The sequence below is a fragment of the Nocardia sp. NPDC058519 genome (genome assembly GCF_042719755.1).
In the GTDB taxonomy this organism is placed as follows: Bacteria; Actinomycetota; Actinomycetes; order Mycobacteriales; family Mycobacteriaceae; genus Nocardia.
The window spans coordinates 309,041-324,669 of the sequence record NZ_JBHXNK010000004.1 but is presented as its reverse complement, the minus strand read 5'-3'; the positions used below and the strand labels follow the sequence as shown (position 1 = coordinate 324,669).

11 protein-coding genes are annotated in these 15,629 nt (G+C 64.7%); 5 read left to right on the top strand and 6 right to left on the bottom strand.

Annotated features, from left to right (window positions below; translation table 11 throughout):
- Positions 1-91: 91 nt before the first annotated feature.
- From ACFWPK_RS07550 to ACFWPK_RS07530, 5 genes are all read right to left on the bottom strand, one after another.
- The gene (locus ACFWPK_RS07550) at positions 92-583 is read right to left on the bottom strand and encodes a DUF6301 family protein (protein WP_378913744.1); all 492 of its coding nucleotides are present in this window, start codon (positions 581-583) and stop codon (positions 92-94) included.
- A gap of 70 nt (positions 584-653) precedes the next feature.
- Positions 654-3,704, bottom strand: a complete 3,051-nt coding sequence (locus ACFWPK_RS07545; protein ID WP_378913743.1) for a hypothetical protein — start codon at positions 3,702-3,704, stop codon at positions 654-656.
- Positions 3,705-4,305: 601 nt separating this feature from the next.
- Entirely contained in the window at positions 4,306-7,251 is a 2,946-nt protein-coding gene (locus ACFWPK_RS07540) for a Tn3 family transposase (protein ID WP_378913742.1), read from the bottom strand.
- 108 nt (positions 7,252-7,359) lie between these two features.
- Positions 7,360-7,878: an alpha/beta hydrolase gene (locus tag ACFWPK_RS07535; protein ID WP_378913741.1), complete on the bottom strand. Its 519-nt coding sequence runs from the start codon at positions 7,876-7,878 to the stop codon at positions 7,360-7,362.
- Positions 7,879-7,967: 89 nt separating this feature from the next.
- Positions 7,968-8,588: a TetR/AcrR family transcriptional regulator gene (locus tag ACFWPK_RS07530; RefSeq protein ID WP_378913740.1), complete on the bottom strand. Its 621-nt coding sequence runs from the start codon at positions 8,586-8,588 to the stop codon at positions 7,968-7,970.
- 182 nt (positions 8,589-8,770) lie between these two features.
- On the opposite strand from ACFWPK_RS07530, the gene ACFWPK_RS07525 reads away from it, so the two are divergent.
- The 4 genes from ACFWPK_RS07525 to ACFWPK_RS07510 all read left to right on the top strand — a co-directional run bounded on the left by ACFWPK_RS07525 (position 8,771) and on the right by ACFWPK_RS07510 (position 13,807).
- The gene (locus tag ACFWPK_RS07525) at positions 8,771-9,379 is read left to right on the top strand and encodes a CatB-related O-acetyltransferase (RefSeq protein WP_378913753.1); all 609 of its coding nucleotides are present in this window, start codon (positions 8,771-8,773) and stop codon (positions 9,377-9,379) included.
- 5 nt (positions 9,380-9,384) lie between these two features.
- Positions 9,385-10,557 (top strand): macrolide family glycosyltransferase, encoded by a 1,173-nt coding sequence (locus ACFWPK_RS07520; protein ID WP_378913739.1) that lies wholly within the window; start codon positions 9,385-9,387, stop codon positions 10,555-10,557.
- Positions 10,558-10,817: 260 nt separating this feature from the next.
- Entirely contained in the window at positions 10,818-12,275 is a 1,458-nt protein-coding gene (locus ACFWPK_RS07515; protein ID WP_378913738.1) for an amidase, read from the top strand.
- Between the two features lie 11 nt (positions 12,276-12,286).
- The gene (locus ACFWPK_RS07510; protein WP_378913737.1) at positions 12,287-13,807 is read left to right on the top strand and encodes a carboxylesterase/lipase family protein; all 1,521 of its coding nucleotides are present in this window, start codon (positions 12,287-12,289) and stop codon (positions 13,805-13,807) included.
- A gap of 37 nt (positions 13,808-13,844) precedes the next feature.
- Here the strand turns inward: ACFWPK_RS07510 and ACFWPK_RS07505 are convergent, their stop codons facing one another.
- Positions 13,845-14,633: a ferritin-like domain-containing protein gene (locus ACFWPK_RS07505; RefSeq protein ID WP_378913736.1), complete on the bottom strand. Its 789-nt coding sequence runs from the start codon at positions 14,631-14,633 to the stop codon at positions 13,845-13,847.
- A gap of 165 nt (positions 14,634-14,798) precedes the next feature.
- Between ACFWPK_RS07505 and ACFWPK_RS07500 the strand changes: the two genes are divergently transcribed.
- Positions 14,799-15,605, top strand: a complete 807-nt coding sequence (locus ACFWPK_RS07500; protein ID WP_378913735.1) for an alpha/beta fold hydrolase — start codon at positions 14,799-14,801, stop codon at positions 15,603-15,605.
- The last annotated feature ends 24 nt before the right edge of the window (positions 15,606-15,629 follow it).

Here is a 15,629-nt window from a genome sequence, read left to right as displayed (position 1 = left end):
CGTCGGACACAACGATCTCAACAGCAGAAGGCCCACGATTCGACACGCAAACAGGCTAACAATTTATCTGGCTTATTTCAGGCGTGACACACTAGTCCTCATCCCCGTACTCGGGTTCGGGCTCGTCCATCCACGCCTGATACGCCCGGCTCTTCAGAGATTGGTGGATTGCGCTCGGAGTCATGCTCAGTTCGACGACCACTTTCGGGAGGTCCCACCGGACGGTCGCCTGGGGGCCCGGCTCGAATCGTGAGGGTGTCCCCAACAGGGGACTCAGCGCGGCGATCAGGTCCGCGAATCCGCCATCCAACAGAGGGCGCACCTGCGTCATCGGGGTACTGTCGTCGGCGAGGTCGGTAGCGAATGCCGAGATGTAATCCATCGTGCGGAGACGCCCGGACATCCTCGCCTCGGGGCGATCGACGCGAAGGTTGGTGCGTAGCGACGCGCCGTTTTTACCCAGTTCAACAATCTCCCATCCGGCTGCCGCGCAGAATGGTTCCAGGTCGTCAACGGCCCAGGACCAATCGAATTCTGTGGCGAGACGGGCCATGCGGGTGGCGCCTTCGATGTCGACGTGCATGTGTGAATGCTACTTTCTGCTTGAGCGTGGTCTCCGACGGCCCAATCGGGACGGCGAGGGTGTGGTGTGGTCATCGGATGTGGGCGCTGTAGGTCAAGACCCTGGCGGTTTCGCGCGGGTCGACATCGGTCGTGGCCGGTTTGGGCATGCTGATGTTGACGACCATCGACTGGTCCGCCTTCTTGTCGGTGTTCGCGGGCCACGCGAGTCCGGTGAGAGGCGCGAGGACCGGCAGCGCGAGCGCGGTCCACACGTTCAGGTTGTCCAGGCCCGAGAGCATTAGGTCGCTGATCCACGGCGCTCCACCATTGGGTATTTCCGCCGCGATCGGCTGTGCCCCCGGCGCGATGCCGGGCTGCTTGAGAGTGAACGCCTTCGCGGTGCCGGGATCGAATCCGTAGGCGGTGATTTTGTTGGTTCCAGGTTCGGTGTGCACGAGCAAGTAGTCGAAATCCTTGCCCTCCAGGAGCTGCTGCGCGAGCTTTGGGTCATAATCCTTGAGTGCCTGCAGTGCTGCGGAATTCGGTCGAAGGAATTCGTCCTGGGCGTACGGCAGGGTGCCTTGCTCCACGTTAATCTTCTCGCCAGTGCCGGGATCCACGACGCGAGTGCTGAGACTATCGGGTTTGTTTCCGCCTTTGTACTCCAACAGAACGACACGCCTGTTACCTGCAGCGTCCGTCCAAACGCCGACCCTGTCCGCAGTGTAGGGGCCGGAACCTCGGTAAACAATTTTGATGCCAGCCACCTGCTCCGCGAAATAGTCACCGCCGATCTCGCCTCGCAGCTCAGACAAGCCGTCGACACCGCCTTTATTGATCGTCAGATCCTTGGCGAGCGTTTCTACGGCTTCTATTTCGCCCGTTACGTACCGACCCGAAAGGTTCTGTAGACTCTTTTCGAGGTTGCTTTTTGACAGATCTTCGATGGTAAGTTTTCTAAATGATCCATCGGCGAGCTGTAGTCTCATGCCGCGACTATCTATCAGGTTTACAAGTCCAGCTTTAGCAAGATCGCGTGCTGACTTGTCGAGATGCTGTAGTGCATTCACTTCGTCGAGCATGTGTTGTTCGTACCCAGGCAAACCTGTTTTTATGGTTGCGATAGGATTTTCGATAAGCTGTCCGTGCATGACGACATCAGAAGGCGCCATTGCCCATTGTGGCATGGAAACCTTGACTGGAAGTGATTGTCCCGGAACCTTCTTGTACCATTGGCCGTTATTTGGTCCGCGGTAAACACCGACCGGCCAGTGCCCAACAGGCGTTTCACCGGTCTTGCCGGTCCAAGGAATACCCGTTTCCGGGTTAGTTCCAGTCCCATTTCCGTGCTGACCGGGGCTGCGTCGTGGCATGGTGGTGCCGGGACGACCCAATTTCGGCCTCATGAGGATGATCGGGTCCTCTAGCATGTCGACGGGGAGACCCCATTCGTCGAATTTTTGCCAGGGATTGATCGGCCACCCGGGTCCGCGCGTTGGCGGGATGGTGTGTGGTGGGGCGACAAGGGCGGGGACCGGTATCGCTTCCTGCGTGTTCCAGGGCAGCTCGTCAGCTTTCGGGTATTCGAGGATGCCGGGTTGTGCCGGCTTGGGGTTGATGCCGGGTGGGGTGAGTTCGCCGGGACGAATACCGTCGGGGAGGATGGGTCTTGGACCGTCTGGGATCGCCAGTGACGCACCTGGTAGCAGTTTCGCGCCGAACCCCGACAGGCCAGCGGCGGCCGCCTCGGCCCGGAGAGCGGCTTCTGCTGCGGTGAGGGACGCGGGTGCGGCCTCGAGCCCCTTTTCGGCCCAATTGCCGATCCCTCGGCCGGCTCTGCCGACGCCGCGCCCGATCAGGGTGCCGACTCCTGGGACGAAGGTCAGAACCGCCATAGACCCGCCGAATGCGGCTTGTCCCCAATTGCCGTCTTCGATGCCCTCGGTGAGGTCGTTGAGGCCGGTGAATTCCCCGAGCAGGTTCCGGAAATCCGCCTCTTGCATCCCCTGGTTGACGTTGGGGTATTTGTCATCGTCGGGGTCGTACGGGGTGGTATCGGCGATGAGTGACTTGCGCGGGTCGGTCGGATACAACTTGGGTGTGTCCGCGAGCTGTTGGGCCTGTTCAGGAGTCAGGAGCCCAATGCCGGCCTGTGCGAGTCGATTGCGGGCGTCCCTGGCTTCGAGGAACAGCACCGTATTCCGTGCTTCCTCCGCGGTGTAGCCCCGGCCCATGAGCAGCCTGACTTCGGCTAGACGGTCCGAAGTCGCGACCCACGGACGCTGGAGCTGGGCCGTGGCCTGATCGTCGTCCTGTTGTTGCTTGGTGTAGGCATTCAGGGCGAGCCGGGCGGTGGCCTCCTTGCGCAACTGATCGCTGCGGGCATCCAACGTGCCGGTGGTGGAGGCCAGGCTCAGGTCATTGGCCAACTGAGCCGCGCTGTACCCGAGTCCAGGCAGCACGGTACTGCCGTCGGCGAAGTCCGGCAGTGCCGATTGGTTCCAGTGCGCATTGAGTCGGGCCGTGGCGGCCTGCTTGGCAGCCGTCTCCGCGGCCAGGCCAGCCTCGGTGTATGGGCCCTGAACTCGGGGGCCATTGAGCAACGCGAGATCGCGGTCGCGCTGCTCTGGGGTGTAGGCGGAGTCCGTCGCGAACAACCCGGCCGCTTGCTGTGGCGAGATCGCTGACTTCGGACCCGACACGACGGGCGTGCTGAGGCCGGGACCCGATATCGTCGCCTCGTTTCCCGTCAACCCGTTCGGCAACCTCACCGACTCGTCCTTGACCGTCGGCCCGCTGGGTAGGTCGAAGCTCTGACCGTCTTTGGGCTGGTGTTGGGTCAGCGCAATGACGTCCTCCACGCCACCGACCGGTGGCGCTTGCTGGGGTTTGGGCGGATCGTTGCTCGGTATCAATCCGGCCTGCTGATATTGCTGCGCCAATTGCTGCTGTTGAGGGGTCAGCGTCGTTACCGCCGGTGACGTACTGTCCGGCACCGTCGGGGCAGGAGCGACCCGGGGCTTGCCTTCGCTCTCAGCGATCGACGGGCCCTGCACAGGGACTGCCGCCGGCGGTGGGACCCGGGGCTTGCCTTGGCCCTCAGCGATCGACGGACCTTGCACGGGAGATTCGGGTGCCACAGTGTGTACCTCGGTATTTCATGAAAGAGGCCGCTCCCACACGGGGAGCGGCCAAGGGGCGGAAATAGGCACGTGCCGTGCTCGATCGACGTCATCGGGCACGGCACGAGTTGTCGGAACTGGCAGTCACGCGGTACGAAGAAGCCGTCCGCTACGGGCGATTCCCATGAGGAACTGGGCGTGACAGCCGAAATATGTGCACCCACAACGGAATCGGGTGTCGCTACTGTTGAACGGTTAGTCAGCGCGGGGATCGTGTTGCTTGCGGCGAGCAATAGGTCAGCGATTCTGGCCGAACCGGATCCGGTCAGATGGCACACGATCCGGTCGGCAGCCACATCACCGATGCCTGGGCATGAAAAAACCCAACCCCGGCTCGGGATTGGGTTGATGTCGCGATTCTGACGATGTTCAGAAGGCCCGCACGGCTGACAACCTATCCGATCGGATGTGACAATCCGAAGAAAAGTGTACAACAGTGCAGGTAGAACGGCTTTCGCGCGACTTATGCCCGGGGTAGGGGAGCAACCGGCAGAAATCCGGCGGTAGCGAGCAGGTCAGACGTTTGCGCTGTACGAGCGGGGCCCTTCAACGCCATGCTTCAGCTGGCGATCTGTTGCCTGCTCAGGTCCAGGCGGGTGTCCATGTCGAGTCGGAATCGCCCGTATGGGTTGATATTCGACCAGAACAGCGGCGACATCGCACGTCGCTCGGTATCACCCACCAGATCGTGGAACTCAGGCGTTTCCAGCACCGCCTGGAGCAGCAAGGTATTGATGTGGACCAATGCTGACTGCAGCAGGTGTAGCGCCAGCATCGACACCTCAGCGTGCTCGCGGTCGGCGCCGGTGAGCTGGGAGTCCTTGCCGTAGAAGACGACCCCGTTGGCGGAGTTCCAGTTCTCCACCACCTGTAACCCGCTGTTGATCTCCCGGCGCAGGTCTTCCGATGCCAGATAGTCACAGGCGAAGATCGTACGAACGGCCCGCCCCAGCTCCTCGAGCGCCTGGTAGGTGGGGTGTTTCGGGCCGCCACGGGTGAATCGTCGCAGGATCGATTCCGACTCGGCTGTGCCCAGGCGTAAGGCGGTGGCGTACTTGACCATTTGGTCGTACTGCTGGGCGATGAGGTCCCACCGGATCGGGCGGGTAAGCACCGGTCCCAGCTCCCCATAGACGCTGGTGTCGTCGGGCCGGTACAGCCGAATCGAGCCGATGTTCTTGAGCCGAGGCGCCAGCTTGAACCCGAGCAGCTCGGTGAACGCGAACCCGACCACGCTCGCGCCGTGCGTATCGACGTAGTTGGCTTCGATCTCCGCGTCGGTACAGTGCCGCAGCAACCCTTCGATCATCGCCGCCACTTCAGACGACGAACATGACTTGAGCTGGGAGTAGATACACACGTTGCGGCGCTCGACATGCCAGTAGATCATCACCCCATGCCCGCCGTAACGCTGGTGATATTGGGTCATCAGGTTCGACTCCCACGACCCGAACTTCTTCGAATCGCTCGCGCAGGCGGTGCCGGTGCCCCACCAGCTCGGATCTCGCGCCTCGAACGTCGCGTTCACCAATTTCGTCGTCGCGCGGCGCAGATTGTCGCGGGTGATGAAGTGTCGGCGCACATGCCGCAGCGCCGCCTCGGATTCTTCGTGTTCGCCGGTGTTCACGATCGCCCGGATACCCATGTTCGTGCCCAACGCGAACAGATCCAGCAACAGTCGGCGGCGCAGAGTGCCGCGGTCGATGACCTCGCGAGAGGCTACCGAGGTGAACTCGGCGGTGAAGTCGGTGAGGAAATCTGCGTCTTTGAGGACATCGAGCAGGTCCAGGGTGCCCCACCGGCGGGCTACCTCGGCTTTGATCTTCTCCAGGTTCTCCGGCTCAGGGAGTTTGTCCAACTTCGGCACGCTGATCCACTGTTCACCACGTCGCCGTGTCAATCGGACTCCGCCGGTCGTGTTCTCGGTCAGGCCACGGTCGAGCCGGGTCAGTGCCTCGCTCATCCGAGAGCGGAGCCCGTCGATGAACTGGGTCGGGTCCAGGGGCTTGCGGATCGCCGCGTAATGCACCTCGCGGGCGGTATCGAAATCTCCGGGCAGGTCATCTTCGGGGTTGCGCCACCGGTTCGCGCCATCGGCGTAGATCTCACGGCGGCGGATCGCGTCACGCAACGCGACCAACACACACAACTCGTACGGGATCCGCTCGACCCGGCCCTTTTCGTCGACCACCGCCTCGCGCCACGCCTTCGGCACCACCCCGTCCACAGGGGCCAGGGCGTGCTGGTCGTAGAAGCGGACCTTGCCGTCGATGCTCGCGTAGCGCGCAAGCAGCTCGATGGCAACCATCACCGGCCGGTAGGCGGTGTTGTTGCAGCGGAAATCCAAGGCCGCCAACAGAGCTGGCAGCATCCGCCGATAGTGGTTGGAGTAAGAGCTGCGCAGCACCGTCCGCACCCGTTCCTGGAACACCTGGTCGTTGGCCTTGGCTTCCTTGACCAGCTCCCGCAGAGTCTTCTCCCCGACCACTGGGTACAGGGCTTCGCGCACGATGTCGTCGGGATGGTCGACCGCGGCCTGCGCCAGCCGGAATAGGATATTGTCCTTGCCACGAACCCGGCGCAGATCCTCGGTCAGTTCCTTCTCCACCCGCCGATCCGCCCGCGTATTCACTTTGTGGACCAGCTCGATCAGCAGATCGACCAACGCGTCGGTGATCTCAGCCGACCGCATCGAGCACAACGCCGCCAACAACGTCAACCGGATCGGCTCCGGCATGCCGCGCAGATCCGATGGGAACGACCGCGCCGCCCGTGCCCGCCAGCCATCGACCAGCTTGTCGCTGGCATCGGCGAACAAGTCCACTGGAAGCGAAAGGGCGCGCACTGAGGCGAGCTTGTCCACCTCACGTAGGAGTGTCTCCAGGCTGACTTTGCCCGGGTCGGACTTCAACTCCGCCAACAACCCCCGGCCGCTGGACAAGGGCGCCGCGCCGACCGCGACCAGCTCGTTCAGCCTCTCGATGGATGTCTCGCCGAGCCGGGACACTGTGCGCTCGCAGAACTTCTTCTCGAACTTCGCACGGGCCGACCCGATCAGCCTGTCGATCCGTCCAGGGGTCGGCGGTTCGATCCGCTCGGCTCGGCATTGGATCAGCGCAGCTTCCCGCAATTGCTCGTCCCGCAGCTCGACCGGACATACTTCGGCTGCCAACCATCCGGTCAGCTTGTCCTCGTCGCCGATGCTGAACTCACGGAACCCGAACGCGTCCCGGATCTGCTCACGGTGATACTTCGCCGACCTGCCCTCCCAGGGATAGGTCGTGAACTCACCCGGATCGACCTTCAACTGCTCGGCCATGTATGCGACCGCAGCCGCTGGCACTTCGTCCGGTTGGCGTGGAAACCGGGCTTTGAGCTCGAAGAACTTCAGCAGCAGCCCGAACCCCAACCGGGTAGCACCCGACTTGTTCTTCACCAACTGCCAGTCGATGCCGACCAGCGTCCATGACCCGATCAGGTCCTCGGTCGACCATTCCTGACGCACATACGAAACCGTAAGCCCCCCAACGTCCTACTGGCGCGTCACTTTGCACTTGATGACAGCTTCAGGATTCCGGGGCCGACACGGAGCCCTCGTCTGACGCGGAAATGATCAAAGCTGGTGCGCCCGAAGCCATTCGCGTGCGACCTCGCCGTCCCCGCCGGTAATCGCATGGCCGACCGGCAGCACATGATGGGTCACCATCGCTCCGGCACGACGCAACCGTCGCGACAGCCGCAGACCATCCCCGGATGATCTGCGGCTGTCGTTCGTGCCGTCGACTATCAGCACCGGCGTCCCGTCCAGTCGATAGGGGAGATCGTGGGCGAACGGTGCCAACGGCCGGAACAGGATCGCCCCCGCCAGCAGGCCGGGATGACTCCTCAGCAAGGCTGCGGTCATGATTGCGCCGTTGGAGAAACCGATGGCGACAGGCCGTTCTGTGAGGTCGTAGTCGGCGCAGGACTCTTCGATGAATTCCGCAAGGACCGGAACTCTGGCCGCAATGTCTGCCTCATCCACTCGGCGATCCGGATGCCGACGAAAGAAGGCATACCCGCTGTCTGTGGCGACTGTTCCACGAATGCCGAGCTTCGTTGCACCTGGTGCGAGGTCGTCGGCCAACGGCATCAGATCGGCCTCCCTGCCGTCTGAGCCGTGAAGCAGAATGAGCGGCGGTCTGGTGGGATCGGTGCCGACGTGGAATCTGTGGGCGTGTGTCATCGGGTGAATGCGCCCGATTCCGCGGCGAGGGCGGTGGTGGTGGCTGTGCGGTCGGGTAGGTGGGGGTCGGGTGGGGTGCGTAGCAGGACCAAGTGGTGGTAGATCGGTGCGGTGGCGGCGATCAGCAGGGCGCGTGCGTCGACGTCGGGGGGAAGGTCGCCGCGGTGGATCGCTCGCTCGACGATGATCTCGGACTGGGTGTAGCGGTCATCCCATAGTCGCCGTAGCGCTCGGGCGGCTTCCTCGGATCGGAACGAGGCGGCGATCAGTGCCACCGCGAGCGACGGCTCCTCGGTCAGGGAATCCTGGATCTCGTGGTTGAGCGCCGCGAGGTCGCCGCGTAGGGAGCCGGTGTCGCGGGGGTGCCATGGCTGGTCGCTCGCCGCGTCGAAGAGGTCGGCGAGCAGGCCGCCGACGTCTTGCCAGCGGCGATACACCGTGGCGCGGTGCACGCCTGCGCGGGTCGCGACGGCGTCCATGTTGAGTGCGTCGTAGCCGTGTTCGGCCAGCTCGGCGGTGACGGCGTCGAGCACCTGGGTTCGGATGCGGGCCGTTCGGCCCCCTGGGCGGGAGCGCGCCGGGGGAGCGGGCTCGGAACTATCCGATGCGGATCTCATTGTCGGCACACCGATCGCTTGACGGGCTGGTGCTGTCAACGTAGCTTAGTGCGACAGTTGTCGTATTAGGAAGCCTTTGGTGTTCGACCTCCACGGGCACCCGATAGCTCACGCGCCGAAGGAGTTTCGCTGTGCCCGACGATTCCACGCCTGTTCCCGCGGACCCGACCGTGCTGCACCCCATGTCGGACCAGCCGCGGGTCGTGCTGCTGAAGCCGCTGATCACCTCGCCCCTCATCGAGGTCGGCGAGTACTCCTACTACGACGACCCCGACGACCCGACCGCGTTCGAAACGCGCAATGTCCTCTACCACTACGGGCCGGAGAAACTGATCATCGGGAAGTTCTGCGCGCTGGGCACCGGAACGCGGTTCATCATGAACGGGGCCAACCACCGCATGGACGGCCCGTCGACCTTCCCGTTTCCCACCATGGGTGGCTCCTGGTCGAACCACTTCGACCTGCTCACCGGCTTGCCGAGCCGAGGCGACACCGTGATCGGCAACGACGTCTGGTTCGGCAACGGCACGACGGTGATGCCCGGTGTGCGGATCGGCCACGGCGCGATCATCAGCACCGGCTCCGTCGTCACCACCGATGTCCCCGACTACGGCATCGTCGGCGGAAATCCGGCCCGCCTCATCCGAACCCGCTACGACGACAGCGATGTCGCCCGGCTACTGGCGGTGGCGTGGTGGGACTGGCCCGCCGAGCACATCACCGCACACGTGCCGACGATCATGTCGGGCAGCATCGACGACCTGGAAGCCGCCGCCGAATCCCGGAAATGAGTGAAATGCCCTCTCGCCCAGCCGATATCGCGATGGTCGGCATCCCCATCGTCAGCCATGTCCTGCCGAGCCTCGAGGTCATCCGTGAGTTGGTGGCTCGTGGCCATCGCGTCACCTATGCCAACGACCCGGCCGTCGCAGACCTGATCACCGGCGCCGGTGCCGAGCTGGTCGAGTGCACCTCGACACTGCCGGTGGCCGACAACAACTGGCCCGACGACCCCGTTGCGGTGATGAACCTGTTCTTCGACAATGCGCTACTGGCCCTCCCGCAACTGCGCGCGGTCTACGACCACGACCCCGCGGATCTCTATCTGTACGACATCGGCGCCTATGCCGGACGCGCCCTCGCCGAAGCCCAGGGCCGCGAGATGATGCAGCTCTCGCCCACTTTCGTGGCATGGAAGGGCTACGAACCGGACGTGGCGGCACACCTGCGCCACCTACCGGGTGCCGACGCCTACCAGGCGAGGTTCGCCCAGTGGCTCGCCGAGTGCGGTGCCTCGACCACCGACGTCGACGACTTCTCCGGTTCGCCCGCCGATGCACTGGCGCTGATTCCCCGAGCGATGCAACCACACGCCGACCAAGTCGACTCCGACACAGTGACTTTCGTCGGCCCCTGCTTCGACACACGCCAGTCAGCGGGTTGGGCGCGCCCCGCCGACGCGGAGCAGGTACTGCTGATCTCCCTGGGTTCGGCGTACACCCGCCAACCGGAGTTCTACCGCCAGTGCCTGAAAGCCTTCGGTAACCTGCCCGGCTGGCACGTGGTCCTGCAAATCGGCAAACACACCGACCCGAACGAGCTCGGCGACATCGCGGCCAATGTCGAAGTGCACTCCTGGGTTCCCCAGCGGGCGATCCTGGAACGAGCGGACGCTTTCATCACCCACGCCGGTATGGGCGGCTGCGGTGAGGGGCTGCTGGCGGGTGTCCCGATGATCGCCGTGCCGCAGGGGGCCGAGCAGTTCATGAACGCGGACCGGCTCGTCGAATTAGGCGTGGCCCGCCGCATCGACACCCCGGACGCCACCGCCCAGAACCTTCGGGCCGCCCTGGACGACTTGGTCGGCGACCCGGAGGTCGCCCGCCGCTCGGCGCAGCTGCGCACCGAAACAAAAGCCGAAGGCGGGACCACGCGCGCCGCCGATCTCATCGAAAACATGCTGGGCTGAACCGCATCCAGCGGTATCCCCCGTAATTGCTCGGGCCCTATTTGTGGGTCGTCGAATGAGACAACCATCCCATTGTGCACAGCGACATTTCATGGCCTGCCTCATGGAGTCGGCCCGCTACCGACGCTGTGACCTGGGGTGGGCCGTCTTCGATGGCAGAACGAACGTGTGACTTGTCCGGTGCAGGTGGTCCGCTCGACTTCCCCTTTGTGCGAAACGGCATTTTATGTCCTTTCCGGCGGGCCCATAGCGTCGCATTCATGGATTGGAATCGTCAGTCGGCAGAAGAACTCGCGACCTCTTTGCGTACCGGTGAGGTGACATCGGTGGAATTGACCGATGAGGCGATCGCCCGGATCGAGCGCGACGACAAGGTGATCAACGCGATCTGCGTGCCGGACTTCGACCGTGCTCGGGCCGCCGCGCAGCGGGCCGATCAGGCGCGCGCCCGCGGTGAGGATCGGCCGCTGCTCGGTATTCCGGTGACGGTCAAGGAGTCCTACAACATCGCTGGGCTGCCCACGACCTGGGGCATGCCGCAGCACGCAAACTATGTACCGACCGAGGATGCGGTACAGGTGTCACGGCTCGAAGCCGCCGGCGCGGTGATGCTCGGCAAGACCAATGTGCCGTTGGGACTGCAAGATATCCAGAGCTTCAACGAGATCTACGGCACCACCAACAACCCGTGGGATCACACCCGCACGCCGGGCGGTTCCTCCGGTGGATCGGCGGCGGCCTTGGCGTGCGGATTCGGCGCGCTGTCCATCGGTTCCGACATCGGCGGTTCGCTGCGCACCCCGGCGCATTTCTGCGGTGTCTACGCGCACAAGCCGACACTCGGTCTGGCGGCGAACCGCGGAATGGTCGCACCGCCCGCCTCGGCATTGCCGGTCGATCTCGACCTCGCCGTTGTCGGTCCGATGGCGCGCACTGCCCGCGACCTCACCCTGCTCCTCGATGTCATGGCCGGACCGGACCCACTGACACACGGTATGGCGTACAACCTGACGCTGAAGGCCCCGCGACACGAGCGGCTCAGCGATTTCCGTGTCCTGGTCCTCGACGAGCATCCGCTCATCGCGACCGGGCTCGCGGTGCGGGCAGGCGTGAACCGGGTGGCCGACGCGCTTGTCGACGGCGGTGCCCACGTCGAACGGCGCAGTCCGTTGCTGCCCGATCTGACCGAAGCCGCGGCGCTCTACATGCAGTTGCTGTTCTCGGGCGCCGTCGCGAGCTTTCCCGTCGAAGCGTACGAACAGCTTCGGACCCGCGCCGCCGGACTGAGCACCGACGACCGGGGTCTCGTCGCCACCCGGCTGCGCGGCATGGTTTTCACCCACCGCGACTGGCGCGAGGCGAACAACGGTCGCGAACTCCACCGCCACGGCTGGCGGCAACTCTTCGCCGAGTTCGATGCCGTGGTCTGCCCGATCACCCCGACTCCCGCATTCCCCCACGACCACCACCCCGATCTGCTGGCACGCCGAATCGACATCGACGGCGTCGAGTACCCGTTCCTCGACCAGCTCGCCTGGGCAGGTCTGGCCACCATGCCCGGCCTACCCGCCACCGCCATACCTACGGGCAGGTCCGCCGAGGGCCTGCCGGTGGGAGTGCAGCTCATCGGTCCGATGTTCGAGGACCGCACCCCGCTGCGGCTGGCCGAACTGCTCGAGCAGAAGATCGGCGGCTTCCGAGCACCATTTCGTGAGTAGGTTCGTACAGGATGAATACCGAAGCCGGCATCGAACCGGAAATCCGCACGGCGGCCGGAGTTGTGCGTGGCAGGCGGGAGGGCGCTCTGGCGGTCTTCCGTGGCATCCCCTATGCCGAGCCGCCGGTCGGCTCGCACCGATTCCAGGCTCCCGTCCCGGTGCGGCGGTGGGACGGGACGCGCGACGCATCGAAGTTCGGTCCACCGGTTCCGCAGACGACCCACGCGGGCTCGGTGATGACGGCGGAGTTCGGTAGTACCGCAGATGGTTCCGCCGACTGTTTGACGCTCAATGTGTGGTCACCCGACCTCGGTGATGCCCGGCTTCCGGTGATGGTGTGGATCCATGGCGGTGCCTACCTGGAAGGCTCCACCGGCAACCCGGATGCCGACGGTGCGACGCTCGCCGAAGAGGGCGTGGTGATGGTCAGCGTGAACTACCGCACCGGAGTGGAGGGTTTCGCCCACATCACCGGTGCCGTGGACAACCGCGGCATTCTTGATCAGGCCGCCGCACTGCGGTGGGTGCACGACAACATCGCAGGCTTCGGTGGAGATCCGGGCAATGTCACCGTCTTCGGTCAATCCGCCGGCGCCGGCTGCATTGCCGCGCTGCTGACGATGCCGACTGCAGCCGGGCTGTTTCGTCGTGCGATCGCCCAGAGCGTCCCGGGCACCTACTTCTCTCCACGGCTCGCCGGCGCGATTACCGAGACGATCGCCGCAGAACTCGGCACCCAGGCCACCCTCGGTGAACTGGCCCGTATTCCGCCGCGGTCGCTGCTTGCTGCGACGGACACGATCCTGCGGAAGATGCCCGGATTCGTCGACTCGTGGGGACCTATGGCGCTGACGCCGACACCGTTCTCACCCGTCGTCGACGGTGACCTTCTCCCGCATGCTCCGTGGCGCGCGCTGGGCGGTGGCAGCGCCCAGCGCGTCGACCTGCTCGTCGGGCATACCCGCGATGAATACCGGCTCTACGCTGCCCATCTCGATGGTGAACGAGCTGAGAAGCGGCTGACCGCGACACTCGATCGTCTCGCGCCCGCTCCGGATGGCGGCCGTGCTTACCGCGCCGCATACCCTGACGCCACCGCGGCGCAGCTGGATGAACTCGTCAACGCCGACTGGTTGTTCCGGATGCCCAGCCTGCACCTTGCCGACGCTCAACACACCGGCAACGGGAAAGCGTGGACCTATGAACTGGGCTGGGGCTACAACCGGGAACAGGATGCCTCGCACAGTCTCGACTTTCTGCTCGTGTTCGGCACGCTCAGCGTCGATGATGTGCGCAATCATCCTGCCGCTTACCCGAACGCTGCCGTAGAAGCAGTCAGCGTCTCCCGCGACATGCGCACCGATTGGGTGAATTTCGCGACCACCGGCAACCCTGGCTGGTCAACCTATGACCCGCATGCGCGAACCACCCGCGTCTACAACGCCGAACCGAACACCCAGCCCTATCCCGAGGAGAATTCGCGCCGCATCTGGTCCGCCCACCGGTTCGACACTCTGGACGTCGTGAACTGAAAGCCCATCCAGAGGCGTCGTTTTCGCCATCTGCGAATCAGGTCCAGACGTACCGTTGCGGATCCATGCGTTGCCAGGCGCGGCGCATTTTGGCGTAGGCCGTGCGGCGGTAGTGGGTCCAGGTGTAGCCGCCGGCGCGGAGGGCGCGGTGGTGGCCTGTCCACACCAGGAGCACGACGACAAGGAACAGGATGCGGTGGATGAGCATCGTGAGGTGGTAGCGGGTGCGGGACCGGTTGTGCAGCAACACGGCGAGACGTTCACATTGCAGCCGCACGTGGGGTACCTCGTCGGCGAGGATCTGGGCGCAGACCGCGCGGAGAACCGGCGAGCCGGTGGCTCGGCGGATCGCGTTGTAATAGAGCATCGCCAGGGTCTCGACCATGACGACGGGCGTGGTCCAGACCTCGATGTCGGTGATGCTGTACCGGAGTCGCCGAAATAGGGTGTCGCCCCAATCGGCTTGTCGGCGTGGGATTCCCGCATCGTCCAAGATGCGACCCAACAGCGCGCCGTGGCGTTGCTCTTCTCGGATGAACAAGTCGATGACGTCGCGGTATGCGGGGTCGCCGGTCGCTGTGGCGTATCGGTCAGCGGATGCGGCCAGGTGCCGTCCGTCCGATGTTTCGCCGAGCTGCCAAGCCTGCAGTGAGCGGCGAATCGGTGCCAGCTCTGCCGGACCGGCTCCGATTCCGTTCGTCTGCCACGGAATGGGCCGCTGCCGTGTCGCATTCCGCTGGAAGTAGTCCAGCCATTCCTCGGTGGAGCGCACTCGGCGCTCACTCACCCGCGAGCCCGTCGCCGACGGACTGATTCGTTCCCCCACGATTCCCCCTCTATCGGCCTCCACTCCTACCCGAAAGGAGACATCGCCGCCAGATCGAAAGCGTCGACGATCCCGACGGTGGCCGCCTGCTGATCATTTTCGGGGCGGTGGACAATACTGTTGCGTGGGCGTTCGCCGAATCTCCGAGGGTGAGAGGACGAAGTCATGACGAGCAGGCTCCGATCGAATGTGGCGGTTGCTGTTGCGGTCGGCCTGAGCGCGGGCGCGCTCTGCGCGACGGCCCCCGCCCTGGCCGCCGACACCCCCACCGTGGTGCTCGTGCACGGCGCGTTTGCCGACACGACCAGCTGGGACGGTGTCGCCGCGGCCCTGCGCGCCGACGGCTACCGCGTCGTGGTCCCCGATAACCCGCTGCGCGGTCCCGCCAACGACGCCGCCGCCGTCGAACGCACGCTCGCGACGATCGACGGACCGATCGTGCTGGTCGGACATTCCTACGGCGGCACGGTGATCACCAACGTCGACGACCCCGATGTGACCGCGCTGGTCTACATCGCCGCGTTCGCCCCGCAGCAGGGTGAGCCCGCCCAGTTGGCACTGGATCCGATCCGCTTCCCCGGCAGCCGCCTGCTGCCGCCGGTCCTGCAGGTCGCCGTCGTCGACGACAGCCAGGGCATCGCGGGCAAGAACCTCGACGGCTATGTCGCCCCCGCGTCGTTCCACGAGGTATTCGCGCAGGATGTCAGCGATGCCACCGCAACCGACATGATCGCCCACCAGCGCTCCATCGCCGTCGCGGCGAACATCGAACCCTCCGGCCCGCCCGCCTGGACCCGGATACCCAGCTGGTACCTGGTCTCCGGCGCCGACCGGGTGATCCCGGCGACCTCCCAGCGCTTCATGGCCGACCGCATCGGCGCCCGCACCTCCGAAATCCCCGCCTCCCATGCCTCCTTGGTCTCACAGCCCGCTGCGGTCGCCGCCGTTATCGAAGAGGCAGCCAGGCACTGAGGCACCGGCACTCGGGGAACCGTC

Excerpts from the sequence above, each read along its gene's own strand:
- ACFWPK_RS07550 (WP_378913744.1), bottom strand. The coding sequence starts at position 583 with ATGCACGTCGACATCGAAGGCGCCACCCGCATGGCCCGTCTCGCCACA.
- ACFWPK_RS07535 (WP_378913741.1), bottom strand. The coding sequence starts at position 7,878 with ATGCCGTTGGCCGACGACCTCGCACCAGGTGCAACGAAGCTCGGCATT.
- ACFWPK_RS07530 (WP_378913740.1), bottom strand. The coding sequence starts at position 8,588 with ATGAGATCCGCATCGGATAGTTCCGAGCCCGCTCCCCCGGCGCGCTCC.
- ACFWPK_RS07525 (WP_378913753.1), top strand. The coding sequence starts at position 8,771 with ATGTCGGACCAGCCGCGGGTCGTGCTGCTGAAGCCGCTGATCACCTCG.
- ACFWPK_RS07520 (WP_378913739.1), top strand. The coding sequence starts at position 9,385 with ATGCCCTCTCGCCCAGCCGATATCGCGATGGTCGGCATCCCCATCGTC.
- ACFWPK_RS07515 (WP_378913738.1), top strand. The coding sequence starts at position 10,818 with ATGGATTGGAATCGTCAGTCGGCAGAAGAACTCGCGACCTCTTTGCGT.
- ACFWPK_RS07510 (WP_378913737.1), top strand. The coding sequence starts at position 12,287 with ATGAATACCGAAGCCGGCATCGAACCGGAAATCCGCACGGCGGCCGGA.
- ACFWPK_RS07500 (WP_378913735.1), top strand. The coding sequence starts at position 14,799 with ATGACGAGCAGGCTCCGATCGAATGTGGCGGTTGCTGTTGCGGTCGGC.